The sequence below is a fragment of the Gordonia sp. AC31 genome (assembly GCF_031844505.1).
Classification (GTDB): domain Bacteria; phylum Actinomycetota; class Actinomycetes; order Mycobacteriales; family Mycobacteriaceae; genus Gordonia; species Gordonia hongkongensis.
The window spans coordinates 18,987-45,733 of sequence record NZ_JAUZVK010000017.1; the positions used below are offsets into that span (position 1 = coordinate 18,987).

At 66.8% G+C, this 26,747-nt stretch carries 26 protein-coding genes and 4 pseudogenes; 18 read left to right on the forward strand and 12 right to left on the reverse strand.

Translation table 11 applies throughout. The annotated features are described in order from the left end of the window. The first annotated feature begins 92 nt into the window (after nucleotides 1-92). From Q9R39_RS18630 to Q9R39_RS18665, 8 genes are all read left to right on the forward strand, one after another. A complete protein-coding gene (locus Q9R39_RS18630) occupies nucleotides 93-680 on the forward strand; it encodes a GNAT family N-acetyltransferase (protein ID WP_137809405.1) in 588 nt (195 codons plus the stop codon). A gap of 56 nt (nucleotides 681-736) precedes the next feature. Continuing rightward, the gene (locus Q9R39_RS18635) at nucleotides 737-940 is read left to right on the forward strand and encodes a zinc-ribbon domain-containing protein (protein WP_068972513.1); all 204 of its coding nucleotides are present in this window, start codon (nucleotides 737-739) and stop codon (nucleotides 938-940) included. A 90-nt stretch (nucleotides 941-1,030) separates the two neighbouring features. Then, nucleotides 1,031-2,539 carry a protein adenylyltransferase SelO family protein gene (locus tag Q9R39_RS18640; protein WP_311277953.1) on the forward strand — a complete coding sequence of 503 codons (1,509 nt, stop codon included), beginning with the start codon at nucleotides 1,031-1,033 and terminating at the stop codon, nucleotides 2,537-2,539. Nucleotides 2,540-2,564: 25 nt separating this feature from the next. Further along, a complete protein-coding gene (locus Q9R39_RS18645; RefSeq protein ID WP_137809407.1) occupies nucleotides 2,565-2,936 on the forward strand; it encodes a TraR/DksA C4-type zinc finger protein in 372 nt (123 codons plus the stop codon). Between the two features lie 306 nt (nucleotides 2,937-3,242). Continuing rightward, nucleotides 3,243-4,286 carry an NAD(P)-dependent alcohol dehydrogenase gene (locus Q9R39_RS18650; protein ID WP_277244536.1) on the forward strand — a complete coding sequence of 348 codons (1,044 nt, stop codon included), beginning with the start codon at nucleotides 3,243-3,245 and terminating at the stop codon, nucleotides 4,284-4,286. 77 nt (nucleotides 4,287-4,363) lie between these two features. Continuing rightward, nucleotides 4,364-5,089 (forward strand): 1-acyl-sn-glycerol-3-phosphate acyltransferase, encoded by a 726-nt coding sequence (locus tag Q9R39_RS18655; protein ID WP_311277954.1) that lies wholly within the window; start codon nucleotides 4,364-4,366, stop codon nucleotides 5,087-5,089. 69 nt (nucleotides 5,090-5,158) lie between these two features. Then, nucleotides 5,159-6,250, forward strand: coding sequence for a YihY/virulence factor BrkB family protein (locus tag Q9R39_RS18660; protein ID WP_137809410.1), 1,092 nt, complete (start codon nucleotides 5,159-5,161; stop codon nucleotides 6,248-6,250). A gap of 79 nt (nucleotides 6,251-6,329) precedes the next feature. Next, complete coding sequence (locus Q9R39_RS18665) at nucleotides 6,330-7,148, forward strand: DUF1206 domain-containing protein (RefSeq protein ID WP_311277955.1); 819 nt, start codon at nucleotides 6,330-6,332, stop codon at nucleotides 7,146-7,148. A 29-nt stretch (nucleotides 7,149-7,177) separates the two neighbouring features. Here the strand turns inward: Q9R39_RS18665 and Q9R39_RS18670 are convergent, their stop codons facing one another. The 5 genes and pseudogenes from Q9R39_RS18670 to Q9R39_RS18685 form a co-directional block, all read right to left on the reverse strand. Further along, the gene (locus tag Q9R39_RS18670) at nucleotides 7,178-8,662 is read right to left on the reverse strand and encodes an NAD(P)/FAD-dependent oxidoreductase (RefSeq protein WP_311277956.1); all 1,485 of its coding nucleotides are present in this window, start codon (nucleotides 8,660-8,662) and stop codon (nucleotides 7,178-7,180) included. A gap of 84 nt (nucleotides 8,663-8,746) precedes the next feature. Next, nucleotides 8,747-9,187 (reverse strand): DUF1622 domain-containing protein, encoded by a 441-nt coding sequence (locus Q9R39_RS18675; protein WP_311277957.1) that lies wholly within the window; start codon nucleotides 9,185-9,187, stop codon nucleotides 8,747-8,749. Between the two features lie 45 nt (nucleotides 9,188-9,232). Further along, entirely contained in the window at nucleotides 9,233-9,676 is a 444-nt protein-coding gene (locus Q9R39_RS24755; protein ID WP_396275687.1) for a thiamine pyrophosphate-dependent enzyme, read from the reverse strand. Nucleotides 9,677-9,821: 145 nt separating this feature from the next. Then, nucleotides 9,822-9,923: pseudogene (locus tag Q9R39_RS24760) on the reverse strand (hypothetical protein); the annotation flags it as partial. A 117-nt stretch (nucleotides 9,924-10,040) separates the two neighbouring features. Next, nucleotides 10,041-10,835, reverse strand: a complete 795-nt coding sequence (locus Q9R39_RS18685) for a PfkB family carbohydrate kinase (RefSeq protein WP_078113858.1) — start codon at nucleotides 10,833-10,835, stop codon at nucleotides 10,041-10,043. A 190-nt stretch (nucleotides 10,836-11,025) separates the two neighbouring features. Between Q9R39_RS18685 and Q9R39_RS18690 the strand changes: the two are divergent. The 6 genes and pseudogenes from Q9R39_RS18690 to Q9R39_RS18715 all read left to right on the forward strand — a co-directional run. Then, nucleotides 11,026-11,342, forward strand: a pseudogene (locus Q9R39_RS18690) (glutathione-dependent formaldehyde dehydrogenase); the annotation flags it as partial. Then, nucleotides 11,339-11,894 (forward strand): annotated as a pseudogene (locus tag Q9R39_RS18695) (hypothetical protein); the annotation flags it as partial. The pseudogenes Q9R39_RS18690 and Q9R39_RS18695, both read left to right, overlap by 4 nt. Before the next feature lie 2 nt (nucleotides 11,895-11,896). Continuing rightward, nucleotides 11,897-12,239: pseudogene (locus tag Q9R39_RS18700) on the forward strand (uracil-DNA glycosylase family protein). Nucleotides 12,240-12,368: 129 nt separating this feature from the next. After that, nucleotides 12,369-12,806 carry a nuclear transport factor 2 family protein gene (locus Q9R39_RS18705; protein WP_078113857.1) on the forward strand — a complete coding sequence of 146 codons (438 nt, stop codon included), beginning with the start codon at nucleotides 12,369-12,371 and terminating at the stop codon, nucleotides 12,804-12,806. Between the two features lie 206 nt (nucleotides 12,807-13,012). Beyond that, a complete protein-coding gene (locus tag Q9R39_RS18710) occupies nucleotides 13,013-14,347 on the forward strand; it encodes an NAD(P)H-binding protein (protein WP_078113856.1) in 1,335 nt (444 codons plus the stop codon). 134 nt (nucleotides 14,348-14,481) lie between these two features. After that, nucleotides 14,482-15,495 carry a YihY/virulence factor BrkB family protein gene (locus Q9R39_RS18715; protein ID WP_078113855.1) on the forward strand — a complete coding sequence of 338 codons (1,014 nt, stop codon included), beginning with the start codon at nucleotides 14,482-14,484 and terminating at the stop codon, nucleotides 15,493-15,495. A gap of 39 nt (nucleotides 15,496-15,534) precedes the next feature. Here the strand turns inward: Q9R39_RS18715 and Q9R39_RS18720 are convergent, their stop codons facing one another. From Q9R39_RS18720 to Q9R39_RS18730, 3 genes are all read right to left on the reverse strand, one after another. After that, the gene (locus Q9R39_RS18720) at nucleotides 15,535-15,855 is read right to left on the reverse strand and encodes a multidrug efflux SMR transporter (protein WP_078113854.1); all 321 of its coding nucleotides are present in this window, start codon (nucleotides 15,853-15,855) and stop codon (nucleotides 15,535-15,537) included. A 2-nt stretch (nucleotides 15,856-15,857) separates the two neighbouring features. Continuing rightward, a complete protein-coding gene (locus Q9R39_RS18725; RefSeq protein ID WP_078113853.1) occupies nucleotides 15,858-16,214 on the reverse strand; it encodes a multidrug efflux SMR transporter in 357 nt (118 codons plus the stop codon). A 124-nt stretch (nucleotides 16,215-16,338) separates the two neighbouring features. Continuing rightward, nucleotides 16,339-16,803, reverse strand: a complete 465-nt coding sequence (locus tag Q9R39_RS18730) for a DoxX family protein (protein WP_078113852.1) — start codon at nucleotides 16,801-16,803, stop codon at nucleotides 16,339-16,341. Nucleotides 16,804-16,917: 114 nt separating this feature from the next. Between Q9R39_RS18730 and Q9R39_RS18735 the strand changes: the two genes are divergently transcribed. Then, nucleotides 16,918-17,388, forward strand: coding sequence for a MarR family winged helix-turn-helix transcriptional regulator (locus Q9R39_RS18735; protein ID WP_068972501.1), 471 nt, complete (start codon nucleotides 16,918-16,920; stop codon nucleotides 17,386-17,388). A gap of 18 nt (nucleotides 17,389-17,406) precedes the next feature. Here the strand turns inward: Q9R39_RS18735 and Q9R39_RS18740 are convergent, their stop codons facing one another. Further along, nucleotides 17,407-18,258: a helix-turn-helix transcriptional regulator gene (locus tag Q9R39_RS18740; protein WP_068972500.1), complete on the reverse strand. Its 852-nt coding sequence runs from the start codon at nucleotides 18,256-18,258 to the stop codon at nucleotides 17,407-17,409. A gap of 101 nt (nucleotides 18,259-18,359) precedes the next feature. On the opposite strand from Q9R39_RS18740, the gene Q9R39_RS18745 reads away from it, so the two are divergent. After that, nucleotides 18,360-19,118, forward strand: a complete 759-nt coding sequence (locus Q9R39_RS18745; RefSeq protein ID WP_058250524.1) for an SDR family oxidoreductase — start codon at nucleotides 18,360-18,362, stop codon at nucleotides 19,116-19,118. Nucleotides 19,119-19,149: 31 nt separating this feature from the next. Here the strand turns inward: Q9R39_RS18745 and Q9R39_RS18750 are convergent, their stop codons facing one another. The 3 genes from Q9R39_RS18750 to Q9R39_RS18760 all read right to left on the reverse strand — a co-directional run bounded on the left by Q9R39_RS18750 (nucleotide 19,150) and on the right by Q9R39_RS18760 (nucleotide 24,252). Then, nucleotides 19,150-20,163, reverse strand: coding sequence for a nitronate monooxygenase family protein (locus Q9R39_RS18750; protein ID WP_058250523.1), 1,014 nt, complete (start codon nucleotides 20,161-20,163; stop codon nucleotides 19,150-19,152). Then, nucleotides 20,164-21,630 (reverse strand): sugar porter family MFS transporter, encoded by a 1,467-nt coding sequence (locus tag Q9R39_RS18755; RefSeq protein WP_058250601.1) that lies wholly within the window; start codon nucleotides 21,628-21,630, stop codon nucleotides 20,164-20,166. Nucleotides 21,631-21,852: 222 nt separating this feature from the next. Next, entirely contained in the window at nucleotides 21,853-24,252 is a 2,400-nt protein-coding gene (locus tag Q9R39_RS18760) for an EAL domain-containing protein (RefSeq protein ID WP_231742292.1), read from the reverse strand. 292 nt (nucleotides 24,253-24,544) lie between these two features. Here Q9R39_RS18760 and Q9R39_RS18765 point away from each other — a divergent pair, with 292 nt between their 5' ends. Both Q9R39_RS18765 and Q9R39_RS18770 read left to right on the forward strand, forming a co-directional pair. Next, a complete protein-coding gene (locus Q9R39_RS18765; RefSeq protein WP_058250522.1) occupies nucleotides 24,545-25,747 on the forward strand; it encodes a beta-ketoacyl synthase N-terminal-like domain-containing protein in 1,203 nt (400 codons plus the stop codon). Between the two features lie 104 nt (nucleotides 25,748-25,851). Then, the gene (locus Q9R39_RS18770; protein ID WP_231742282.1) at nucleotides 25,852-26,739 is read left to right on the forward strand and encodes a hypothetical protein; all 888 of its coding nucleotides are present in this window, start codon (nucleotides 25,852-25,854) and stop codon (nucleotides 26,737-26,739) included. Nucleotides 26,740-26,747: the final 8 nt, after the last annotated feature.

The following is a 26,747-nucleotide window of genomic DNA, read 5'->3' on the forward strand; positions in this document are numbered from 1 at the left end:
TTCCCTCCGGTTTCGCGAGTCCGCAGCCCGGTGGCGGTGACGTCAGGCCGACAAAACGGACACCACTGAGCGTACCGATGCCCGCCGACCCGATGCGTGTCGACAGATGGCGAGCACCTCCGGCCTCGTCCATTCTCCGCGAGGCCGGCGGTGGTCGCGGAGTTTCTGCGGTGCCGCACGCGCAGCCGCCGACCGTCATCGGTCACCCTGGGTGGGTGACCGGTCGACACGCGGTACGAATTCAACCTTCGCAGAACTCCCACCTTGTGGCCGAGCTCCGCTGGGAGTGGGCGTACGAAGACGATCGCTCCGTCGGGCCGTGGCTTGGCGATACCGCCTTCGCCGCCGCGGTTGCGAGTTGGTTGGACGATGAGCGACGAACGCTCTGGACCGCGGGCACGGACGACATGACCGTGGGAATGGTGTGCTTGACCGAACACGCCCGGATGCCGAGTCCCCGGCAGGGCGCCGGCGGCCGATGGGGCTATCTCGGTCATCTGTACGTCCGCCCGGCATTCCGCGGTTCCGGGATCGGACGTGAACTGGTCCGGCATACCGTCGCGACCGCGGACGGCCGTGGATACGCGAAGGTGGTGCTCAACCCGACCGAAGCATCGACAGACCTGTACAAACAATGCGGTTTCACAGCCGAGAACGACCTCATGGTCCGCCGCCCGTGATCGACTACCGCGGCGCGTGACCGGCCGCCGCGAGCCGCGAACTCTACGATGGCGGCGTGTTCTTCTTGTTCGGATATGGCCGTAGGCAGAAGCATCTCGGTGCGGGTCAGACCCGCACCTGTCCCCGCTGCCACAACACCACCCAGTGGGCGCGGATGCGTGAATACAGCCAGTTCAGCGTGTTCTTCATCCCGATCGCCCGGTGGAACCGGCGCAACTTCGAGGCCTGCGGCATCTGCGGCGCGGCGCTGGCGGCCTGATCGCCGTCCGGGGCGAGTGGGGTGGACACTCCTCCCTCGCCCCTTCTGCGCAGCCGGTTTGCCGGTCCGGAAACTGGTTACCCTCGAGGGGTGTCCGTCTCTCCCGATACTCCCGCCCGCACGAGCGCCGCGATCACCGGCTTCGAGCGCACCTTCGTCGACGAGCTGACGCCTTTCACCGTGCCGTGGCAGGGTGCCGAGACGCCCGACCCCCGACTGCTCGTCGTCAACGAGTCACTCGCCGACGACCTGGGCCTCGACATCGCGGCACTGACATCCGACGACGGTGTCGCACTTCTGTCGGGTGCGGCCGCGCCCGCCGATGCCGTCCCTGTCGCCACCGCCTACTCCGGGCATCAATTCGGCGGGTACACACCGCTTCTCGGCGACGGCCGGGCGTTGCTGCTCGGGGAGCTGATCGACCGCGGCGGTCGACGAGTCGATCTACAGCTCAAGGGTTCCGGGCGTACTCCGTTCTCCCGAGGTGGCGACGGATTCGCGGTGGTCGGGCCGATGCTGCGCGAGTATGTGATCAGCGAGGCCATGCACGCCCTGGGGATCCCGACCACGCGTTCGCTGTCGGTCGTGGCCACGGGGCGAGACATTCAGCGCACCGGGGCCGAGCCCGGCGCGGTGTTGGCGCGGATCGCCGCCAGCCATCTCCGTGTCGGCACCTTCGAGTACGCAATCCGGAACACCGACCTGACGCAACAACTCGCCGACTACGCGATCAGCCGTCACTACCCGGAGCTCGCGAAAGCGTCGGAGGCCGGCGACGGCAACCGGTATCTCGCGTTCTTCGAAGCCGTACTCGAACGTCAGGCCGCCCTGGTGGCCCAGTGGATGCTGGTGGGGTTCGTGCACGGCGTGATGAACACCGACAACACGACGATCTCGGGTGAGACCATCGACTACGGGCCGTGCGCGTTCCTCGACGCCTTCGACCCGTCGGCGGTGTTCAGCTCGATCGATCACGCGGGCCGATACGCCTACGGGAATCAGCCCGCCGTCCTGAAGTGGAATCTGGCGCGGTTCGCCGAAACCCTGCTCAGGCTCATGGCCCCGACACCCGATGAGGCGATCGCTGCGGCGTCGGACTTGCTCGCCACCTACGAGGCGCGGTACGAACACCATTTCGCCACCGGCATGGCGTCGAAAATCGGTCTGACAGAAGCGCTTTCCGAACCCGAACTGGTCGCCGACCTGTTGACCCTGATGCGTGATCATCGCGCGGACTGGACAGGCACCTTCCGGGCGCTGGCCGACGAACTCCGCGGAGATCAGGTCCCGATCATCAGCCTCATGCCGCGCGAGCAGATCGGTCCGTGGCTGAAACGATGGCGCCGTGAACTCGCCCGTCTCGGTCGTGAGCCCGGTGCGGTCGCCGAGGCGATGGACACCGTGAACCCGGTGTACATCCCGCGCAACCATCAGGTCGACGCCGCTTTGCGCGCCGCGACCGACGGCGATCGGGAACCGTTCACGCGGCTGATGGATCCCGTCACGCATCCGTTCGAACGCCGCACCGAATGGGCTCACTTCGCGGCGCCGGCCCCGCAGGCGTTCAGCGACAGCTTCCAGACCTTCTGCGGCACCTGAGCGAGACGACGTCGGTGGGCTCACGGTGACCTCGAGGCAGGATGACGAGTCGCGGGATGTGCTGCTCGCAGAACGGGAACGGACCGCCGCGCTGATCGAATCGTTGTCGTCCCGGCTGGCCGCGGTGCTCGAGGCGACCAGCGACGCGGCGGCCGACGACGAGCACGACCCGGAAGGTTCGACTCTCGCGGTGGAACGCGGCCATCTGGTTGCGCAGCTGGAACGGTCGCGAGTCCGGCTCGACGAGATCGGTGCCGCCCTGGACCGGGTCGGCGCGGGTGCCTACGGCCGGTGCGAGGACTGTGGCGAACCCATCGGTGCCGAGCGCCTCGAAGTCCTGCCGGCCACCCGGCAGTGTGTGCGGTGCGCCGCTCGGAATCAGTCGCGACGATGGTGACCCGGAGTCGCAGCGTTGTCCGGTCCACCCGTACTCCAAAGTGCATCCGGTCCTCTTCCGCCTCCGGCCGTCGTCTCGGCTGATCGACTCTGCCACAGGATGTTTGACGCACCCGCCGACACGCCCGGCACGCCGCGACATCGAACTCCGTGGTCCGTCCCGGCTTCTGATCGGCATTGTCCACCTGTGCCGCGGTTCAGCAGGAATTCGCGTCTGGTTTCCCGCCGACGTATGCGCGTGTCGCCATACGCGGGTAGACCGGAAGGCGGGAGAGCACGCAACGACTCGAACCGAGAGGTGTCCGGCATGAAAGCCATCCAGATCGTCAAGCCAGGAAGTCCGCCCGAGCTCCGCGAGGTCGACAAGCCGACACCCGGCCCCGGCCAGGTGTTGTTGAAGGTGACTGCCGCCGGTGCGTGCCACTCCGACGATTTCGTGCTCAACATGCCCGCCGAGGGTTTTCCCTATCCGTTACCCATGACGCTCGGGCACGAGGGAGCCGGTGTGGTCGCCGAGATCGGCAGCGGTGTGACGTCGCTGACCGAGGGAACCGCGGTGGCGGTCTACGGCCCCTGGGGTTGCGGGACCTGTCACTTCTGCTCGCGTGGGTTCGAGAACTACTGCAGTCGTGCGGCCGAACTCGGCATCACTCCCCCCGGGCTCGGCAACGAAGGTGCGATGGCCGACTACATGATCGTCGACGACGCCCGGCACCTCGTTCCGCTCGGCGACCTCGACCCGATCGCAGCGGTACCGCTCACCGACGCGGGGCTCACGCCGTATCACGCGATCAAACCGTCGCTGCCGAAGCTCGTCGGCGGCACCACGGCCGTCGTCATCGGTGCGGGCGGATTGGGGCACATCGGGATTCAGCTGTTACGGCATCTGACCCCGGCGCGCATCATCGCCCTCGACCTCAGCGAGGACAAGCTCGCGTTCGCACGCGAGGTGGGTGCCCATGAGACCGTTCTCAGCGATGCCGACGCCGTGGCGAATGTCCGGAAGATCACCGAAAACGTCGGCGCCACCGCGGTATTCGACTTCGTCGGCTTGCAGCCGACCATCGACACCGCGATGGGAATCGTCGGCACATTGGGCGACGTCGTGATCGTCGGCATCGGTGACGGTGTCGCCGCGGCGAAGGTCGGCTTTTTCACCCAGCCCTATGAGGTGTCGGTTCGGGCGCCGTACTGGGGTGCGCGGCACGAACTGATCGAGGTCCTCGACCTCGCGCGCGACGGTGTCCTGGAGGTCGCCGTCGAGAAGTTCTCCCTCGACGACGGGCTCGAGGCCTACCGTCGGTTGGCCTCGAACGAACTGCGTGGCCGGGCGGTCGTCGTCCCCGACTGACCTCGGAGCTACCCGGGCTGTCATGCGGAGTCCCGTTGCGGCACCGCGGCGCCGCAACCTACGGTACCGTAACTTAGGTGAAGGTCGAGCTGTCCGAGGCACAGGCGGTATACGAGCACTACCGGACCCATCAGCAGGACCGCGCCCGGGCGCGAATGATGTACGCGGTGCTCGCCGCCCGAATCCGGCCGGTCGTGCGCTTTCGTTCGCGGGAGGCGATCGACCGCACCGTGTGCAGCGGGGCTCCGCTGCTCATCGCGGCGAATCATGTCTCCGAGCGCGACCCGTTGGTCCTCGCAGCTGCGGGCTTCCGGTCACCGCTGCGGCGCCGGATAGGCAGCCTGCGTGTCCTCGCGAAGGACGAGCTGTTCCAAGACGCGGATCAGCGGAAGAAGATCGACACTCTGGGCGGAATCCCGGTGTTTCGCAGCAAGGACCACGGAGTGCGAGCTGCGGCCGACGCCGGGCGTCAGATGATCGCCGTCTGCGTCGAACGAATGGCACGCGGGGACAGCATCGCGGTGTTTCCGGAGGGGACCTGCAACGAGGGCGACCCGACGGAGGTTCAGCGGCTCGGCACCGGGATCGGCCACATCGCCCATCGAGCCCTGCGAGACGGTGTCGGACTGTGGTTGGTCTCCGCCGGGATCGCCTACCCGGCCGGTGGTGGCCGGCCCGTTGTCGCTCTGGGTGAACCGGTGGACCTCGGCGCCCGTCGAGACGACACACCCGCCGCCGTGACCCGCTGGATCCAGCGAGATCTGCAGGGGGCGGTCGACGACGCCTGCGGCCACGTGCGCTGACCCCACAGGTGACGGGTGCGCCGACGTCGGCCGGGTTTGGCTTGCGTGTTCGCCGGTTAAGCGCAGGGGATGAAACGAGATGACGCCGCTGAACGAGCGGACAAGGATCCGGCCTCAGCTGAACCGGACGTTCGCGACGACCCCGAATCGGCCGACCCCGATGATCCGCGCAAGCCGGACTCCCCCACTGACCTGACCAAGCCGTCCCTCCTCTTCGTGCTGAAGAAGACCGCGCGGGAGTTCTCGCGCGATCAGTGCACCGATCTGGCAGCGGCGCTCACCTATTACTCCGTGCTCTCGCTGTTCCCGGCGCTGCTCGCGCTGGTCTCGCTGCTCGGTGTGTTCGGCCAGGGCGAGAAGACGACCGACGCCGTCCTGCAGATGGTCGACGACCTCGGACCGTCGTCGGCCGTGGACACGTTGCGGGGCCCCGTCGAACAACTCGTGGCCGCCCCCAGCGCCGGTTTCGCCCTCGTACTCGGTCTGCTCGGCGCGCTCTGGTCCGCGTCGGGTTACGTGGGGGCGTTCGGACGCGCGATGAACCGGATGTACGAGATCGACGAAGGCCGTCCCATCTGGAAGCTGCGGCCGATCATGCTGCTCGTGACCCTCGTAGCACTCGTGCTCGCCGCTGCCGTGGCACTGATGCTGGCCGTCAGCGGACCGATCGCGAAATCGATCGGAGACGCCATCGGTTTCGGCGAGACCGCGCTGACCGTCTGGAACATCGTTCGATGGCCCATCCTCCTGCTGTTCGTGATCCTGATCGTCGCCATCTTGTACTGGGCGACCCCGAACGTGCAGCAGCCGAAGTTCCGGTGGATCAGCGCCGGTGCGGTGCTGGCCATCGTCACCTGGATCGTCGCGTCGGCGGCATTTGCGCTGTACGTCTCGAACTTCGGCAGCTACAACAAGACCTACGGCGCACTCGCGGGAGTCATCGTCTTCCTGCTGTGGCTGTGGCTGACGAACCTCGCGCTGCTGTTCGGGGCCGAGTTCGACTCCGAACTCGAACGTGGCCGACAGCTACAGGCGGGGATGCCGGCCGAAGAGCACCTGCAACTGCCGCCTCGGGACACCACGGCGTCGGACAAGAACGACGAGAAGGACCAGAAGTACATCGAACAGGCTCGGGCCCTTCGTAACTCGCAGGGGAAGTGAGCGACCGGCCGGCACCCCGTAACGTCAGTGGAACCGGCGGGGCACCAGCTCGGTCGAACGGCGGAAGGAACGTGGCGCGATGAGCCGCAATCAAGTGACCGGCGCGGTCGACCGCGCCACCGACAGCCCTTGGTTCGAACGCTTGGCGCGTGCCGGCCACGCCGTCAGCGGCCTGCTCCATCTGCTGATCGCCTACATCATCCTGCGCCTCGCCTTCGGTGGGGGCGGGAACGCCGACCAGTCGGGTGCGTTGGGGATCTTCGCCGACTCGTCCGGCGGCCGCGTCGTCCTGTGGGCGGCCGCGGTCGCGTTCGCAGCACTGGCGCTGTGGCGACTCGCCGAGGCCGTCGTCGGACCCCACGCCACCGAACCGGGCGAGGACAGTGATGGCGCCGAGCAGTGGTTCGATCGCGGAAAAGCGTTGTCGCTCGCCGTGGTCTACGTCGGGTTCGCCTGGTCGGCAATACGTTTCGCGACCGGCCAAGGGAAGTCGAGTGGTCAGGAGAACGCCGGACTGACAGCGCGACTCCTGCAGTCCGGTGGCGGGAAGTTCGTCCTCGTCGCGGCCGGCCTGATCATCATCGGCGTCGGCGTCTACCACGTCTACAAGGGAGCCAGCCGGTCGTTCCTCGACGATCTCAAGATCTCCGACGACAAGGCGGCGACAATCGCGGGCGTGATCGGTTACTGCGGCAAGGGTGTCGTTCTGGCCGGCACCGGCATCCTGGTCATCGTGGCTGTTGCGACTGCCGATCCGTCGAAGGCCACGGGGATCGACGGCGCGGTCAAGACACTGGCCGGCCTGCCCGCCGGGCAGGTGCTGATGATCCTGGCCGCGGTGGGTATCGCGGCCTACGGCGTCTACTGCTACTGGCTGGTGCGGTTCGCGCGGATGTGACTCAGCCGCCGTCCGGCGAGTCGTCACCGCTACCCGACCGTCGACCGCACCCGCTCCCCCGCCCGCGCGAATCGGACGTTGTCGTCGGCGACGTCACCACGGAACAATTTGCGGTCGGCGTAGTAGCTCATCGACATCACCCAGGGCTCCTCAGCTCCCTGCTTGGGCAGGGTGTCGAGGGCTCGTTGGACGTAGCCGGCCCCGAAGTCGAGCAGTGGCCGAGTCGGCATATCGGGGTCCGCGACCGCCCACACACTGTCGTATCCGTGAGAATCCATGTGCGCCAGAAGTTTGCAGAAGTATTCGCACAACAGTCCGATCTTGAGGGTCCACGACGCATTGGTGTAACCGATCGCCAGCGCGAAGTTCGGCACACCGGACAGCATCATCCCGCGGTAGACGACGGTGTCGGGAAGGGACACCGGTTCACCGTCGACGCTCAGCTCGATGCCGCCGATGATCTTGATGTTGAGCCCGGTCGCGGTGACGACGATGTCGGCCTCGAGTTCCTCCCCGCCCACTGTCCGGATGCCGTTCTCGGTGAAGGTGTCGACCCGGTCGGTGACGATCGAGGCCTTCCCGGAGCGGATGGCCCGGAACAGGTCGGCGTCGGGCACCACACACAGCCGCTGGTCCCAGGGGTTGTACGGGGGATTGAAATGCGTGTCCACCGGATAGTCCTCGGGCAGCTGAGATTCGTTGATCTTGCGGATCAGCCGACGAGCGACCGATGGGAATCGCTGGCACAGTTCGAAGAGCAACCGCTGCTGCGCGACGTTCTTGTGTCGGGTCAATGCGTATCCGCGTTCGGTGCCGAACACTTTCTTGAGGGTGTTGGCGATGGCGTCCTCGCGGGGCAGCGGGAGGATGTAGGTCGGTGTGCGCTGGAGCATGGTCACGTGCGCGGCCTGTTCCGCCATCGCGGGAAGCAGTGTGACCGCCGTTGCGCCGCTGCCGATGACCACGACCCGCTTGCCCGTGTAATCGAGGTCCTCGGGCCAGTGCTGCGGATGCACGATCTCGCCACGGAAGGTCTTGGTGCCGGCGAACTCCGGCGCGAACCCCGCGTCGTAGTCGTAGTAGCCCGAGCCACAGAAGATCCATCGCGCACTGATCTGGCTTCGCGTTCCGGTGTCGGTGTGTTCGACGTCGACCGTCCACCGCGCGGTGTCCGACGACCACACGGCCGCCACCACACGATGCCCATACCGGACCAGCGGAGCGAGATCGTTCTCGTCGATCGTCTCGTGCAGGTAATCGAGGATTCGCGGGGCGTCGGCGATCGCCTGTCGATCGGTCCAGGGCTTGAAGTCGTACCCGAAGGTGTGCAGGTCCGAGTCGGACCGAATCCCCGGGTAGCGGAACAGGTCCCACGTACCGCCGGCGGTATTCCGGGCCTCGAGAATCGCGATCGACTTGCCAGGGTGTTCGGTTCGCACCCAGCGGGCCGCACCGATGCCGGAGATCCCGGCACCGACGATGAGGACATCGACTTCGTCTGGGATCGTTGTCACCCGGCACTCCTTCGGTCGGTCTGTCGGTGATCGGCATCCAGGATGACTCGCCGGTCGTTGTCGGCGCCAGACCGGGTGGCGACACTACCCGTCGACGCGTCGCGCGGTGCTTTCGGTTGTCGGTCGCGCAGCTGCTGCGTCGTTCGCGACCGCTGCACCGAGCAGTTGTCCACCGCTGGTCAGCAACGCTCGACGCCACGGCGCCACGCCCTCGATCTCGATCTGGATGGACATCGACAACACGGTACGGATGAGCACGATGAGCCCGAGGATGAGCGCATCCTCGATCGACGGTTTGGACGTGATGGTGCGGATGAGATCCGCCGCGACCAGGACTTCCAGCCCCAGGAGAATGGCTGCTCCGAGTGTGTTGCGCAGCACCGAGAAGGCAGTGTTGCCACCCTCTCCCCGACGGAGCGAACGTGCGCCCAGCACGCACGCGGTGATCGCTCCCACGATCATCGCGAAGGCTCCGACTGCCTCGAACCCGACCGCTACCGCTGTGAAGAGTTCCTCACCGCTCATGCGGTGGAGAGTACGGGACCGGGGCGCAGCCGGTGTCCCGTGTAGTCAGTCGTTGTCGGACTGCCGTCCGGGTAGGAACTGGCGGATTCCCTGTCTGGCTGCGTTCTTGGCGACGGCCCATGCATCGTCGTCACCCTTGACCAGCGCCTCGCCGAGGGCGAGGACCTGCTCGCGGGTCGCGTGCGGCGGGACGGGAGGCGCCGTCGGGTCGCAACGCACGTCGAGCAACGCCGGACGATCGGCGGCCAGGGCGGTGTCCCATGCGGTACCGAGACCATCCGGGTCGTCGACGTTGATCCCGACGAGTCCGATACCCCGCGCGAAGGCCGCGTAGTCGACGTCGGGGAGTTCCTGTGAGGCAGCGAATTTCGGCGATCCTGACATCGTGCGCTGTTCCCACGTGACCTGGTTCAGGTCGTTGTTGTGCAACACCACGACGACGAGCCGCGGATGATCCCGTGACCCACGGCAGCGTGTCGGGGAGGACATCCAGCCCGAGAAGGGCTTTCGCGCAACCGGCGCCGAGGATGTCGGCAACCGTAATGAGCTCGGGTGCGCATCCCCGTGCGCCCTGGCCGACCAGCTCGTGGCGCGACTGGACGAACTGCGGATCGTCCTCCGCGCGAACCCAGGCCGACAGCAGGCCGTTGATGCCGTCGCCGGGGTAGCCGAAAACCTGCCGGACCCCCCACTTCCGAAGGCGTTGCAGCACGATGTCGGCGACGGTCTCGGACATCGGTTCTCCTCGGGACGACGTCCCGGACGGTGACGGAGACCGCCGGGCTGTCGCTCGACTACCCGGGGAGCCCGCCGACACCCGACGGGCTGGGCCGACCGAGCACTAGCCCGTGGGTCACCTCGATCCGTGCCACACGGCGTCGAACGGTGCGTTCGAGGCGAGCCGGCCGACGATGCCGTCGTGGGTGAACTGCTTGGCGGTCCGGATCGCGTCGAGGACCCCTGCGCCCTTGGTGAGTTCGGCGGTGGTGGCGGCCGCGAACACGCAGCCGGCTCCGGAGACCCGCTCGTCGCCCACCTTCGGGGCACGCAGGACGGTGACCTCGGAGCCGTCGAAGACGACGTCGATCGCCTCCTCGCCGGGGAGTCCGACCCCGCCCTTCACGACGACGACCTTCGGCCCGAGATCATGGATTCGCCGCGCCGCCTCGGCGAGGTCGTCGGTGGACGTCAGTTCGTCCATGCCGGCCAAGGTCGCGGCCTCGAACAGATTGGGGGTCACCACGGTGGCCAGCGGCAAGATCTCGGAGCGGAGGGCGTTGTCGGTGTCGAGTGCGGCGCCGGGCTCCTGGCCCTTGCAGATCAGCACCGGGTCGACGACGACGTCTCGCCACTGTCGGGAGCCGAGCGCCTGCGCGACCGTGGAGATGGTGGCCGGGGTGCCCAGCATGCCGATCTTCACGACCTCGGGTTCGTGCGCGGCTGTGGCCACCTCGATCTGATCGGCGATCACCCCGGAGTCGATCGGTACGAACCGATGGGACCACTCGTTGTTCGGGTCGAAGGACACGATGCAGGTGATGGTCCCGACACCATAGGTACCCAGCTGTGCGAAGGTGCGCAGGTCGGCCTGGATGCCCGCTCCCCCGCTGGCCTCCGAACCGGCGATCACATAAGACACCATTGACATCGACGATCTCCTCCCGAGGACTGTCCTGGATTCGGGTTCCTTTTCTACACCCCCGCGCGTGACACCGGTCTGCGCGCACCGCGCCGCCGGCGCGGTTAGTACCGCATTTGTGGGGTACCCGAACGCGCATGAGTCCAGACACGATGTGCGCGATGGTCTACCGCGGCCCCGCGGCCAAGTTCCAGCTGCAGGCGGGTCACCGATCGCCCTCAACTGGGCCATCGATGCGGTCCGCAAAGGCGGCACCGTTTCGGTCATGGGTGCGTACGGGCCGATGTTCAGCGCGGTCAAGTTCGGCGACGCCATGAACAAGGGACTCACCCCGAACATGAACCAGTGCCCGGTCAAACGGCAGTGGCCGAGACTGTTCGACCACATCCGCAACGGCTATTTCACACATTGTCACGCATCGAATTCCGCTTCGAGCACATCGCTGAGGGCTACCGCATCTTCTCCGAGGAGCTCGACGACTGCATCAAGCCAATCATCGTTGCCGACGCCGGCTGAGGAGGACCCGTGCCCGCTATCCCGCAGACCGCCCCCACGACCCCGACACCGCCGCACTGGTCGACCGCATACCCGGATGGGGCGTCGACCTGGGCCCCGCAAACCGCCCCGCGGTTCCGCGCGAACTGCCCGTCGAACCGGCCCCGGGCGTCCACTGGACCGTCCCCGAAGACCAGCCCGAGCGTCAGCCCCGCGAGCGATCGAACGAACATGCCTTTCTGCCACCGGTTTTCGGCACGTCCACGCTGCCGCGCGGGCTGTCCGGGGTGATCCGACGCTCCGCGTCCCGCTACAGCGAGGGGCGCGCGGCGCATTGGCTGATCCTGCTGGGCGCCGATCGCGTGGCGTCCATCGAGGCGCACCTCGCGTCGTTCGCGACCGGTCGGCCCCGACAACCCGGTGACCGAGACGGGCATCCGGTCCGAACTCTCCCACCACGGATGGTCGTCCCGCCGTGGCCGGAAACGCGTCGACGGCAACCACTCCCGGTTCGACCCGTTGCTGGTGGGCGGGCCGCGGGTGATCACCGGGGCCGCGGCGGGTGTCGCGGTGGGGTGGGCGCGCCCGGTTCGACGATCATGTTCATCGGCGAACAGCCCGGTGACCAGAAGGATCGTGCCGACGAACCGTTCGTCGGTCCGGCCGGCCGCTGTCGTGTGTCTGGGTGCCACGGCCGCACAGGCCTTGCTGGGCACCAACTTCCGGCTCACCCCACACCGTGGCGAGCGCTTCGATCTCGGCGCCGACGGAGACCTCGGCCCCGACCATTCCGAGTCCGTGGTGGCGACCGTGCACCCGTCGTCGATTCTCCGCGGACCCACGGATCAGCGCGAGCGGGCCTTCGACGCCTTCGTCGCCGACCTCCGCGTCGTCCGCGACCTCGCAGCATCGACCTGACTTGCGGCACCCGCTCCGGTGCGGTTTCGCTGACAAGCGTCTGGACTGGTGTCTATAGTCGGCGGCGACGGCCGGTCTCGGCGCTGCCACGACGGGCTGCCCGTACCGATACCGGTGGACGGGAGAACGATGGACCTGCAGGAGATCAGCGACCGGTTCGGCATCGCGGACACGTTGTACCGGTACTCACGAGCGGTCGACACCAAGGACTGGGAACTCTGGCGCTCGGTGTTCACCCCGGAGGCGGTGGTCGACTACTCGTCGACGCCCTACGGTCAGGCGGGCACTCGGGACGAGATCGCCGCGTGGCTGGAGGAGAGTTTCGCGTTCGTGTCGGTGAGTCAGCACTTCATCACCAACATCGAGTACACGTTCGACGGAGAACGGGCCGACGTGCGCGCCATGTTCTACAACCCGATGCGTTTCGTCGGCATGCCCGAACTCAGCACCTGCGGCGGCAACTACCACCATTCGATGGTCCGGACCGCGGATGGCTGGAAGAGCGCGGGCCTCCTGGAGGAGTGCCTGTGGTTCGAGAATTCGCCGGCGGGCGCGAACGACAGCTGACGGGCAGACCTGAACTCGACCGCCAGACTTCGATCAAGGTCTGGCTGTCGGATTCAGGTCTGGTGGTCTGGGTTCGGTCTCGGCCAAACGTGCCGTTATCGAATCGTGGCCACGGAGAACGATCCGGCACCGACCGCGCCGAGGCGACGGCGCCGAGCGGCTTCGCTCCATAGCCTGGGAGGAACACCCCAGAGCGGAGGAGTCAGGTGGACGAGTCGCGAACCTGTCTGGTCACCGGAGCGACCGGTTACGTCGGCGGCCGATTGGCGCCCCGGCTGTTGGCACGCGGGCACCGTGTGCGCGCACTGGCGCGGACACCGGAGAAGCTCGCCGACGCACCGTGGTTGTCTGATCCGACGGCCGAGGTGATTCGGGGTGATCTGTCGGATCGCGATTCGCTGGTCAAGGCCTTCGCGGGTGTGGATGTCGTCTACCACCTGGTCCACTCGATGAGCACCGACGCGGACTTCGCGGCCGAAGAGCGGCGTGCCGCGGAGAATGTGGTGGCCGCGGCTCAGCAGAACGGCGTGTCGCGCATCGTCTACCTCGGCGGTCTCCATCCGTCGGGCACCGACCTGTCCGAACATCTGGCCTCACGCGCCGAGGTCGGCGACATCCTCATCGACTCACCGATCGAGACCATCGCGTTGCAGGCCGGGACGCTGATCGGCTCGGGGTCGGCCTCGTTCGAACTCATCCGGCACCTCACTGAGCGACTGCCCGCGATGACGACGCCGCGGTGGGTGCACAACAAGATCCAACCGATCGCGGTCGACGACGCCCTGCACTACCTTGTGGAAGCCGCCACCGCCGCCGTCCCGTCGTCGAGGACCTGGGACATCGGCGGTCCCGACGTCCTCGAGTACGGCGACATGATGCAGGTGTATGCCGAGGTCGCGGGTCTTCGCCCCCGAGTCATGGTGGTGCTGCCGTATCTCACGCCGGCGCTGGCGAGCCGCTGGGTCCGGTTCGTCACGCCGATTCGCGGCAAGATCGCTCGACCGCTGATCGAGTCCCTCGAATGCGACGCCGTCTGTCGCGACCGGGCCGTCGACGCGATCATCGATCGTCCGGAAGGGGGGTTGACCTCCTACTCGGAGGCGGTTGCCCACACGCTCGAACGCTCGGCGCGCGGCGATGGCCGTGCCTCGTGGGCCAACGCGTCCGTAGACGTGTCGCCGGCCGAACCTCTTCCGACCGATCCACAGTGGGCCGGTGAGGAGATGTTCGAATCGGAGACCCGGGTCAGTGAGCGCGCGAGTAGTGCGACGGTCTGGGAGCGGCTCGAGCGGGATGCGCGGCACCGCGGTGAGATCGTGCTCGCGCAACGACCGGATCGAGTTCGTATTCGTCTGCGCGACAACCGGTTCGGCAGATCGTATCGCGAGTACCGCCTCCAGGATGCGGACGACGCGGACGGGTCGGTGACGGTCACGACCACCGACCGCTACTTCCCGCGCGGGCTGGCGGGGCTGGCCTATTGGCGTCTGGGAACACCCTTCCGCGCCCTCGGCATCCCGGGTTTCGATCCGTTCCGGTGAACATCCGATCCGATGACGTGTCCCGAATCGTCTCGTGCTCGGGTTAAAGTCGGCACGACCGTGGTACCCCCGGTGAACGACTCGTTCAACGGAACGGGGAACAGGCACGGTCCGGCGAGGAGAAGGATGATCGGGTGTCGTTGACTGAGCGGGTCGACCGTTTTCAGCGGCGTCATCCGGCGACCGGCTTTCCGCTTGCCGTCATCTACAAGTTCGTCGACGATCAGGGCGCCTATCTGGCCGCGCTCTGTGCCTACTACGCGTTCATCTCGTTGTTCCCACTGTTGCTGCTGTTCGCGACCGTGCTGGGGATCGTCCTGGCCGACAACCCCGACCTCCAAGACCGCATCCTGGACTCGGCGATGAGTCAGATCCCGGTGATCGGTGGGCAGTTGGGCGAACCCGAGAAGCTCAGCGGCGGGGCCACCGCCATCATCATCGGGGTTGTCGTGTCGCTGTATGGCGGCCTCGGAGTGGCCGTCGCCGCCCAGAACGCGATGAACACGATCTGGGCAGTGCCGCGCAACGAGCGTCCCGACCCGATCTTCGCCCGTTTGCGTGGCCTTCTGTTGTTGTCCACGATCGGTGTTGCGGTCATCGGCCTGACCGTCGTCAACGGCGTCTCGGCCGCCTTCGAACTCGGCATCGTCGGACGCTGGCTGGCGATCCTCGGATCGGTGGCGTTGAGCACGCTGGTCTTCACCGTGGCTTTTCGGATCGGCACGGCCCGCGACGTGTCGATCCGGGACGTACTGCCGGGCGCCTTCGGGGCGGCGGTCTGCTGGCAGATCATCCAGACCTTCGGCGCGGTCTATGTGCAGCACGTCATCGGTAACGCCAGCTCCACCAACGGCGTCTTCGCAATCGTGCTGGGCCTGCTCGCCTTCCTCTACGTGTCGTCGATCGTGATCGTCATCTGTCTCGAGACCAACGCGGTTCGCGTCGACCGGCTCTATCCACGTTCGCTGCTCACCCCGTTCACCGACAACGTCAGTCTGACGAAGGGCGACGAGGCGGCGTACTCGGCGCAGGTTCTCGCGCAGCGCAACAAGGGTTTTCAGGAGATCGACGTCTCCTTCGACAATCCGCGTGACGTCGAGTCCGGCGCTGAGGCGGGCCCGCGCTCCCCCGGTCCAGAACGCGGCTGACCGTCGGCGCTCGCGGCGCGACATCAGCGAAGCCGGAACTCAGTGCATCGCGCCCAGTTCGACGAGCAGCACACCGACGATGATCACCCCGATGCCGGCGACCATGCGTCGGTTGAGGCGTTCGCGGAACAGGAAGTGCGCGGCAACGGCCGTGGCTGCGACCCCGGCCGCCGCCCAGATGCCGTACGCCACACCGAGGGGTACGCCGTGCCGCAGCCCGAGGGTCAACGCGACGAATGCCGTCAAATACCCGAGGACGACGACTCCGTAGAAGGCCGGTCGACCGGTCGCGGCGGCACGCAGCGCGAGGGTCCCGGTGACCTCGGCGACGATGGCAGCGACGATGAAGACATATCCCACGGTCAGACCCCCGAAGCGGCGGAGTCGGTGCCCTCGTCGACGGGTGGCCGGTGGCCGGTCTCGACGAGGAGAACCCCGATCATGATGCACACGATGCCGATTCCCATCAGGAATCCGAAGGGCTCGTCGAAGATCCAGGTCGCCAGTACCGCGGTGAGTGCGACGCCCGACGCCGACCAGATGCCGTAGGCCACGCCGATGCCCATGCCGCGCTTCAGGACTGCGGCCAGGAGTATGAACGCGAACGTGTAACCGACGGCGACCACCGCGTACAGCATCGGTTCGGTCTGTGAACCCTTGAGTGACAACGTCGCCGCGACCTCCGAGGCGATCGCCGCGATCAGCATCAGCCAGGTCATATCTCTCATTCCACTCGACGCCCTGCTGGGACTGTAGGCGAGGACCGCGGACGGCGAACGCCCCGGTCCGCAGGGTGGGCGGACCGGGGCGCATGAACCGGGCTCCGGGAGCGGAGCGAATGGGTCAGCGCGAGGTGCCGACCAAGTCGCGCGACCGGGTGTCGTCGGCGGCGAGCCAGCGCAGCTTCGACCCCAGCACGGCGTCCACGCTGAAACGTCCGGCGCCGATCACGGCCAGCAGCAGTGCGCCGGCACCGAGGGCGAGCACGAACTCGTAACCACCGTCGGAGACCCAGATGCCGTTGTCGACGTGGGCGATGAACAGCGCGCCGATCATGTCCAGCGTGAACAGGGCGGCGACGATCGGGGTCAACAGCCCGACGATCAGGGCGATGCCACCGAGGATTTCGAGCCACGTGACGACGAACGCCGAGAAGGACGCGGCCGGAACACCCATCATGTCGAACCCGGTCTGCGGTCCGGTCCAGCCGTTCTGCTGGAACTTCTGCAGGCCGTGAGCCAAGAAGATGACGCCGAGTGCGACGCGTCCGATGAGGATGCCCGCGTTGCGGACGATGGGGTTGGTCATGACTGAGCCGCCTCACTAGATGATTGTGACTTGAAGTATCAAGTGAAGGCTAGGTGCTGACACTTGATGCGTCAACCTGATCACGGACGTGTTCACTTCGTATACACTGCGCAGATGTCCACTGCCCCAGAGCCGAACTGGCTCGACGACGAGGAAATGGACGCCTGGATCCAGGTGGCAACCGCGCTCGCCCGTCTCCCCCACGCCCTCGACGCCCAGCTTCTCCGTGACGCCCAGATCACCCACTTCGAGTACGAGGTGATGGCAGCGCTGTCCGAGGCCCCTGACCGCACCCTGCGTATGAGCCAGCTCGCCGAACTGTCCTACGGTTCGCTGTCCCGGCTCTCGCATGTGGTCGGCAGACTCGAGAAGCGGGGATGGGTTCGGCGCCATCCGTGCCCCGAGAACGGGCGATTCACGAATGCCGTTCTCACCGAGTCGGGTTGGGAGAAAGTGGTGGCCACCGCTCCCGGGTATGTGACCAACGTGCGTGAGCTCGTCATCGACCGCCTCACGCGTGCGCAGCTTCGCCAGGTATCCGCGATCGGGAGGCGGATCAACACTCGTGGCACCGGTTCGACATAGTCCCCCGGAGCCAGACGGTCAGCGCGGATCGAGTCCGAGTTCTTGTGTGCCGAGCACGTTGAGCAATTCGATCTTTCCCGCTGCGTCCGTTCGCGGCGCTGCCGTCAGCACGAGCAACACCTGGGTTTCGTCCTCGGTGAAGAGCGCCTGACAGTCGACCTCGATCGCGCCGACCTCGGGATGGATCAGGATCTTGTGGTCCTCGAAGCGTCGGCTCACGATGTGGGTGTCCCAGAGTGTGGCGAACTCGCTGCTGCGGCGTCGAAGCTCTGTGACCATTGCTCCGGCACGGGAATCGGCGCCCATGACGCCGTAAGCGGCACGGAGCGAGGCGACCTGCGCACGGCTCTGCCGCTCGTGATCGTCCGCCGGGTAGCGGCCGCGTTCCTCGTCGGGGTACACGAACCACCGGTAGATGGCACTGCGGTCCATTCCGACGAGATGGTCGATGTCACCGAACAGCGCTCGCGCGCAATGATTCTGCACCAAGGTCTCCCCCAGTGCCGAGAGGATGAGGGCGGGGGTGTCGGTGAGTCGGTCGAGTACCCGCAGGAGTCCGGGCGCGATGTGGTCCGAGGCCGCCATCCGGTCCGGCGCGCTGTGTCCGGCGACCCGGAACAGGTAGTCCCGCTCATCGGCCGTGAGGCGGAGTGCGCGAGCGAGCGCCGCCAGCATCTGGGTGCTCGGTTGTGGGCCGCGTCGTTGTTCGAGTCGAGTGTAGTAGTCGGTCGACATCGTGGCGAGCTGCGCCACCTCTTCGCGTCGAAGACCCGTCGTGCGTCGCCGGGCGCCGCCCGGCAGACCGACATCCGATGGTTGCAGACTGTTGCGTCGGCTCACGAGGAACCCGGCCAGCGCATCACGATCCATCAGGCCAGTATCACGGCGTCGGTACCGCGTTGCCAGGGATCGGCGATCCCCCGATGGTTGCGCTCTGGATGACTCGCCCGCCGGATCCGAGACTCGATGACATGAACCTCACCGGAAACACCATCTTCATCCCCGGAGCGACCAGCGGGATCGGCTTGGCACTTGCGACCCGTCTGCACGACACGGGCAACACCGTCATCGTCGGCGGGCGGCGCACCGAACTCCTCGACCGTATCCGTTCGCAACACCCCGGGTTGCACACCGTCGCGATCGATGTCGCCGACCCGGCCAGTGTCGAGTCCGCCGCACGGAAGGTCATCGCCGAACACCCGAACCTCGACGTGCTCGTCGCGATGGCCGGCATCATGCGGGCGGAGGATTGGTCGTCCCCGGCAGGTTTCCTCGATGCCGCGGAGGCAATGGTCACCACCAATCTCCTCGGTCCGATCCGGCTGATCGGCGCGTTCATCGACCACCTGCGGTCTCGACCGTCCGCCACGATCATGACCGTGTCCTCGGGCCTGGCATTCGCCCCGCTCCGGGTGACGCCGACCTACAACGCCACGAAAGCGGCGATCCACATGCTGAGCGAATCGTTGCGCCTACAGTTCGCCGATACCGGGGTCGACGTCGTCGAACTCGTGCCGCCGGCGGTTCGCACCGACCTGCTGCCGGGTCAACGGGACAGCGACTTCGCCATGCCCCTCGACGAATTCGTCGATGAGGTCGTCCATCTCATCGGCACACAGCCCGCCGCCACCGAACTGCTCGTCGAGCGGGTGAAGTTCCTGCGGTGGGGTGAGGCGCGCGGCGACTACGTCGACGTCGTGGCGACGCTGAACGAGCAGGACCCGCACTGAGGTGGGAGGAGCGCGACCCCTTCGCTCCCGATCACCCGAGCCGGGCGATGGTATCGACGGCCGACTCCTCGACGGCGTCGCGGTATCCGCTCCCGGCCCAGAGGTTGATCCCGTCGGGGTCGTTGCTGGCGGCGCGTCGGATGCCACCGGTCAACGTGTTGACGGCCGGGTACTCGGCCACCGCGGCGTCGGAGAACCTGTCGGTGAACAGGTTTCGCAGGGCGCGTGCCGGTCGGCCGCTGAACGCCCAGGTGACCACGGTGTCGGTTCGGTCCGGATCGGCGAGAGCCGCCCCGTGCGCGGGTTTGGTGCCGGCCTCGGTGGTCCGCAACAAAACCGTACCCACCTGCACCGCAACGGGTCCCGCGGATCGGACCTCGTCGGCCCGGGCCGACGTGGAGATCCCACCCGCCGCCACGATCGGCAGCGGCACCCGGTCGGCGACCGCGCGGATCAAGTCGTCGAGCGGCTCTGTGGGAGGAGGGGTCCGGCGGTCGAAGACCGATCGATGGCCACCGGCGTCGGGACCCTGCACGCACAGCCAGTCAGCACCGGCTCGACCGGCGATCTCGGCGTCCGTGGCCGTGGTGACCGTGACCCCGACACTGCACCCGTGCCGGTGCAATTCGGCGACGACCTCGGGTGCGGGACACCCGAACGCGAAAGACACGAGCGGGATCCGCTCGTCGCACACCAGCCGGATCTTGTCGTCGAAGTGGTCATCGTCCTCGCCCAGGTCCTCGACCTCGGGAAGCGTCACGCCCAGACTTCGCGCATACGGGACGAGTTCGGCGCGGTAGCGGGCGAGGTCGTCGCGGTTCACCGGCTCCGCCTCGGGAACGAAGATGTTGACACCGAAGACCTCGGTGCCGGCCGTCCGCACGGCCGCGATGTCGGCGCGCACCTTGTCGGGAGTCTGGTACCCCGCGGCGAGCTGGCCGACACCGCCGGCCGATGCCGCGGCCACCACCAGTTCCGGGGTGCTCGGACCACCGGCCATGGGGGCGGCGACGACGCGGCTGGAGAGCTCACGCAGATCGAACATTCAGGCTTTGTCTTTCGCCGCACGGACCGCAGTGAACTGCGACAGTCGCGCCTCTGCCACCGAATCCATCTGCTCGAGCTCCATCCCCTTGGTCTCCTCGACCTTCCGGAGGACGTAGAAGAACGAGGCCGCGGCGCAGAAGGCGAAGAAGCCGTAGATGATTCCGAGTCCGACGGCTTCGGTCATCGGCGGGAACAGCATCGAGATGGTGAAGTTCGCGACCCAGTTCACGGCCGTGCAGACGCCCAGGGCGACACCGCGGATGCGGTTGGGGAACATCTCCCCCAGCATCACCCACATCACCGGGCCCCACGTCGCGGCGAAGGCGACCACGAACAGGTTGGCGCCGATCAGTGCGACCACACCCCACGGGTCGGGCAGCGTGATGTTCTCGCCCTCGCCGATCTGCTGGGTGAACGCGATACACGCCATGAGCAGGCCGATGAACATGCCCACCGAACCGCCGAGCAGCAGTTTCCGCCGCCCGATGCGGTCGACGAACAGGATCGCCACGAAGGTCATGACGACGTTGATGACGGCGGTGATCACCGATGTCTTGAACGAGTCGGCCTCGGAGAAGCCGACGGACTGCCACAGCGTCGTCGAGTAGTAGAAGATCGCGTTGATACCGACGAACTGCTGGAAGACTGCCAGCCAGATGCCGACCCAGACGAGCGGGTGCAGCCCGAATGACGGTCCGGCGATGTCCCTGATCGACGACTTCGCCTCGCGCTTGACCGTCAGCTTGATCTCTTTGACCCGCTCGAGGGGGTTCTCCTCGCCCGTCACCTCCTGCAGGATCCGGGCCGCCTCGGCATCACGGTTGCGGCCCACCAGGTATCGCGGCGACTCCGGGATCAGCAGCGCCAGCACACCGTAGACGACGGCGGGCACGACACCGACGAGGAACATCCACCGCCACGCCTCGAGGCCCCACCAGAAGTCGTTCGACGCGCTGCCGGCGCTGTCGGCGAGCAGGGCGTCGGAGAGGAGTGCCGCGAAGATGCCCATCGTGATCGCCAACTGCTGCAGAGACCCCAGGGCGCCGCGGAAGCGGGCCGGAGCGATCTCGGCGATGTATGCGGGAGCGATCACCGATGCGATACCGATGCCGATACCGCCGAGCACACGCCACAAGAGCAGGTCCGGGATGGTCTGTGTGAAACCGGTGCCGATCGAGTTGATGATGAAAAGCGCGGAGCCGAGCAGCATCACGCGCTTGCGGCCCCACACGTCGGCCAATCGGCCCGCGAACCATGCGCCGAGCGCACAGCCGAGCAACGCGATCGCGACGGCGAAGCCGGTCATCAGCTTGCCGAGGGCGAAGTCCGCTTCGATCGAGTCGACGGCGCCGTTGACGACCGAGCTGTCGAAACCGAACAGGAAGCCACCGACCGCCGCGGCGACCGTGACACCGATGACCTTCGCCGTGTGTTGCTCGGCGACTTGCCGCTCCGCGTCGGTCATGACGCCGTCCAGAGCGTTGCAGGAGTCCACCGCAGAATGTGTGTCATGTCCGTGACCTCGCTGTCCGGTTGCATGGACGCCGGGTAATCGACGTGGCGATCAATCTACTCGCGTGCATCGCCGAGTCTGACGGTAACGGACACAGTCGCATGCATAGCGCAGATACGCCCCACGGTATGGCGTGGGACGCCTCGGTGACAGTGTTGGTCTGGCGCGGACAGGTCAGCCGGTCTCCCAGACACCGGGATTCGCCCGGATCCGGACTCCGGACCCGATCACGTCGGCCAGCGGGGCGGGACGCCCGAAGTGATAGCCCTGCGCGAGGTCGCAACCGACCTCGGCGACCGTGGCGGCCTGCGACTCCGTCTCCACTCCCTCGGCGACCACCCGCATCCCGGCCGCGTGCGCCATGGTGACGATGCCGGCGAGGATCGATGTGGCGCTCGGGTGCTCGTCGAGAGCGTCGACGAAGGACTTCGCGGTCTTCAGGACACTGACCGGCAGGCGGTAGAACTCGCTCAACGACGACGCACCGGTCCCGAAATCGTCGAGCGACACGTGTGTTCCGAGTTCGCGCACGTTGCGCAACAGGGTGAGCAGGTCTCCGTCGAGCGGGTCCAGTGCACTCTCGGTGATCTCCAGGCAGAACGCGGCGGGGTCCATGCCCGAGCGGGTGATCGTGTCCCGGAGCCGGTCGGGGAACTGGCCATTGGTGAGCTCCCGTCGGGAGACGTTGACGCACAGCATCACCCGACGGAGTTCGGCGACAGCGGCCACCTCGGCGGCCGCTGTCTCCAGCACATAGTTGCCCACCCGGTCGATGAGATTGGATCCTTCTGCGAGCGGGATGAACTCGGTGGGCGAGATCGACCCCAGTTCCGGGTGACGCCAGCGTAGAAGGCTTTCCAGGCCCACCAGGGCGCCGTCGACGGTCGACACGATCGGCTGATAGTGGATCTCGAGTTGATCGGTGTCGGTGTCGAGAACGCGCCGCAGTTCCTCTTCGATGCGCTGCCGGCGCTGCAGTTCCTCCCGATGCTGCGTCTGGAAGCGGACGTAGCGCGCACGAGAAGCCTTGCGTGCTTGATACAGCGCGATGTCGGCATCGCGCAGCAGGTCGGTGGCGGTGTAGTCGTCACCGGCCTTGACCGTCGCCACGCCGATGCTCGCCTCCACCTTGAGCGGTTCGGTGCGGGTGCTCACCGCGATCGGCTCGTACACCGTCCCCCGGATCTTGTCGATCTGCTGCTCGATCTCGTCGGCCGAACAGGCGATCCCCAGGGTGGCGACGAGAACGAATTCGTCCCCACCAATCCGGCCGACCGAGGCCTCGTCGGGCGTTGCCGCCGCCAATCGCTGTGCGACGGTGTGCAGCACCTCGTCACCCACGGCATGGCCGAGCGAATCGTTGACCAGCTTGAAATTGTCGAGATCGATGTAGAAGATCGCGACGCAGAAGGCGTTGTTTCCGTCGTCGAGTCCGGCCATGTGCGACTCGAGTTCGCGGATGATCCCCGAGCGGTTGTACAGACCGGTCAGCGGATCGTGTACGGCTTCCCACGCCAGCTGGGTGCGTTCGCGGTAACGGTCGGTGATGTCGGCGAACGACACCAGGACGACCACCTCGGCGCCGTCGTCGTCGATCGGCCGGCAACTGCACGAGAGCCAACGCTCGCCGGCGGGCGTGGTGATCGTCGCGGTCGCGTCGGTGACCGCCTCACGGGTGCGCAGGCAACGTGCGATCGGTGATTCGTCGCCGTCGAAGTCCAGCGGCAGTTCGTGGACCCGGGCACCCGGGACCGCCTCGGAACCGAGCATTGTCCCCGCGGCCGGGTTGGCGAGTTCGATGTCGCCGTCCTCGCGAACGACGATGACCGCCTGGTGCAGCGCGGCGAGGATCGTCCCCAGCCGCTCGATGAGGGGACGACGGGTGGGTTCGGCGACGATGAGGAAACCGTCATCCATCGTCGTCACCGAGGTGTGGGCGAGAAACGATCGCCCGGTGTCGGAACGGCGGTGCAACTGATCGACGGTGCCGCCCAACGACACCGCCGCGTGCGGGTCCACGTGCGCTCCGACGACGTCGTCGATATTTTGTCCGATCGCCTCGGACGCCCGCAGGCCGTACATCTGCTCAGCGGCCGGGTTCCAGGAAGTGACCGTCATGTGGTCGTCGACGGCGATCACCGCGTTGCTGACGTGATCGAGGAGCGCCGCCTGTCGTCGCAGGGCCGATTCGATCGCTTTCTGAGCTGTGATGTCCCGCAAGATCACCTGATACGCAGGCTTGTCCTGCCAGACGGTGCGCACCGACGTCACCTCCATGGGGCGGGTGACCCCGTGCGCGTCGACCATCACCACTTCTTCGGGCACGGTCGACGCGCCGGCCTCCTCCCCCATGCCGATGATCCGATCGAGCATATGTGGCAGTTCGTCGGGATGGACGAAGTCGGCGATGGACCGTCCGAGCATGGCGTCGCGTTCGTCGACGCGAGCGAACGCCAGCGCTGCCGAGTTCACGTAGACGATCAGGCCGTCTTGATGGACCGCGATGGCGTCCGGGCTCAACTCGAGGAGTAGGCGATACCGCTCGGCGACGGCGGCGTCACTGGGACGGGCCATGGGTTCGGCATCCGGCGCGACGAGTCCGGGCCGGTCATCGCCGTCAGCCCTCGGTCGTCCCACCGCGCCGCCCCCTCCGATCGTCATCCCCCCGATGCCCATCCTCCCCCACGCGGCTTCGAAATATGGGCGCTGCGTGATGCAAGTGTGCGCCAACTGGGTATTCGAGCGTCGAATACCTGCGTGAACTGGTCAAATGTCGGGTTTGCGCGGGATCCTGAGGGCGGGTCGCCCACGAGGGCTGCCGCGATGGATCTCACTCCATCGCATATCGCACAGAAAGTTCACGATCATGACGATTCAGCGCTCGACCATTTCAGGCCTGGGAGCCGTGAGTGGCTACGGATGGGGCCGCGATGCACTGTGGAACGGTCTCACGTCCGGGAAGTCGGCAGCCGCGTTGCACCACGGTTTCGGCTTCGTCGGCGGGCAGCCTTCCGAGACGCGCGAGGGCGTCGGCGAATCCGGTCGGGATGAGCCCGGGTGGATCGTGCGGGTACCCGACGGCGGCGACCCGTTCGACGGACGCACGCGCTTCTCACGCGCGATGCGTGCTGCCGCACGAGAGGCCATCGAGGACGCCATGGCTCGGGGCTGGAAGCCGGGTGTGCGGGTGGGACTCGTACACGCCTGCGTGCTCGGCGATCTCGACATGTATCCGATGGTGACCTCGGGCGTCGGCCGGTACACCGGACGGCAGTACCTCTCGGTGACCCCGTCGACGCCGGTCTCCCTGCTCATGCAGGAGTACGGATTTCGCGGACCCGCGATCAACGTGTCGGCGATGTGCACCTCGGGCTCGGCAGCGATCGTCACCGCGAAGTCGTGGCTGGACTCCGATCTCGTCGACGACGTCGTCGTGGTGGCCACCGATTTGTCGGCCAAGCCCGAGGTGGTCGCGATGTTCGTGCAACTCGGCGTGGCGATCACCGACACCGATGCGCTCAGCGCCTGCCGCCCGTTCCAGGAGGGCAGCCGCGGATTCACCTTCGGTGAGGCCGCCATCGCGTTCACGATGACGAACCGGTCCGGTGACGGATACGCCGACGTGCTGGGCGGCGCGATGTCCCATGACGCTTTCCACGTCACATCCATCGACCCGGAGCTGACCAACGTGCGGTCGTGCGTGGAGCAGGCGCTGTCGATGTCCGGTGTCGACGGCGCGAGCATCCGCTACCTCAACGCGCACGGCCCGGGGACCCGCCAGTGCGATCACGCCGAGGCCACCATCGCCGAGACCATGCTGCCCAACGCCGAGGTGTTCTCGGTGAAGCCGCTGGCCGGGCACTGTCAAGGCGCTGCCGGGGCCGTCGAACTCGCTGCTTCGCTGCTCGGATACGAGCGGGGTGAGGTACCGGCGACCCCGCGCACCGCCGACGCGATCATCCCGCAATTGCTCGACGGACGAACCGATCTGGTCAGCGGGTTGACCCTCAAGACCTCCCTCGGAATGGGCGGACACAACGCGGCGGTCGTCCTCGCGCCCAATGCGTGAATGGTGTGACGAACCGCCGACCTCGATGCGGCCCGGGCTCGCCGCTCGGGCCGCATCGAACCGGAAATGCTGCGGAATACCGCGTCGCGTCCCACAATTCAGCAATGAGCAACGAACCCGATCCTCCGGTGGGCGATTCGACGCGGACTGATCCGCCGCCGACGTCGGGCGCTCGTCGGGCACTGACCCTGTTCCTCAACTCGCCGTTCGCGGGTATGTCCCCGTGGATCCTGATGGCGCTGCTCGCCGGACCCGGTAGGTTCGAGGAAGCCGCGGCGACGGCATTCGCGCTGTCGCTGTTGCTGGTGATCGGCGGCCACAAACGGGGTTCGAGCGTCAAACTGCTCGAGGTCTTCGACGTCACGTACTTCGGTTCGATGGCGCTCATCGCGTTGTTCGCCTCCGACGGCGTCATCAACTGGCTGGAGCGGTGGGGCGGGGAGATGACGAACATCGCCCTCGTCGCGTTCGCGTTCGGCTCGATCGTGATCCGTCAGCCCTTCACGCTGCAGTACGCGCGGGAGAGCACCGAGAAGGAGTTCTGGGACAGCCCGCTGTTCATCCACATCAACTACGTCATCACCTGGGCGTGGGTCGGCGGCTTCGGCGTCGCCGCGATCTCGGGCGCATTCGGCGATCTGGTGCTCGACGACCCGAACAACTTCTGGACCGGATGGATCATCCAGATCGGCGGCACGATCTTCGCGATCGCCTTCACCGAGTTCTATCCCGACTACGCGACCTACCGGGCTGCGGTTCGTGAGGGTTGGGCCACCGACGAGAAGCCCGAGAGCATCATGCATCTGTTCGGTTGGGTGCCGATCTACGTTCTCGCGATCGGCATCTCCGGACTGGTCACCGACTCCCTCGGGACAGTTGCCGGCGTCGTCCTCATCGTCGCGGGCGTCGTCGCGATCAACGTGTTCAAGCGGATGACGGCCGCCATGGACGCACGACTGGAGGCGACGGCGGGACGACCGACACAGAGCTGACTCGGGTC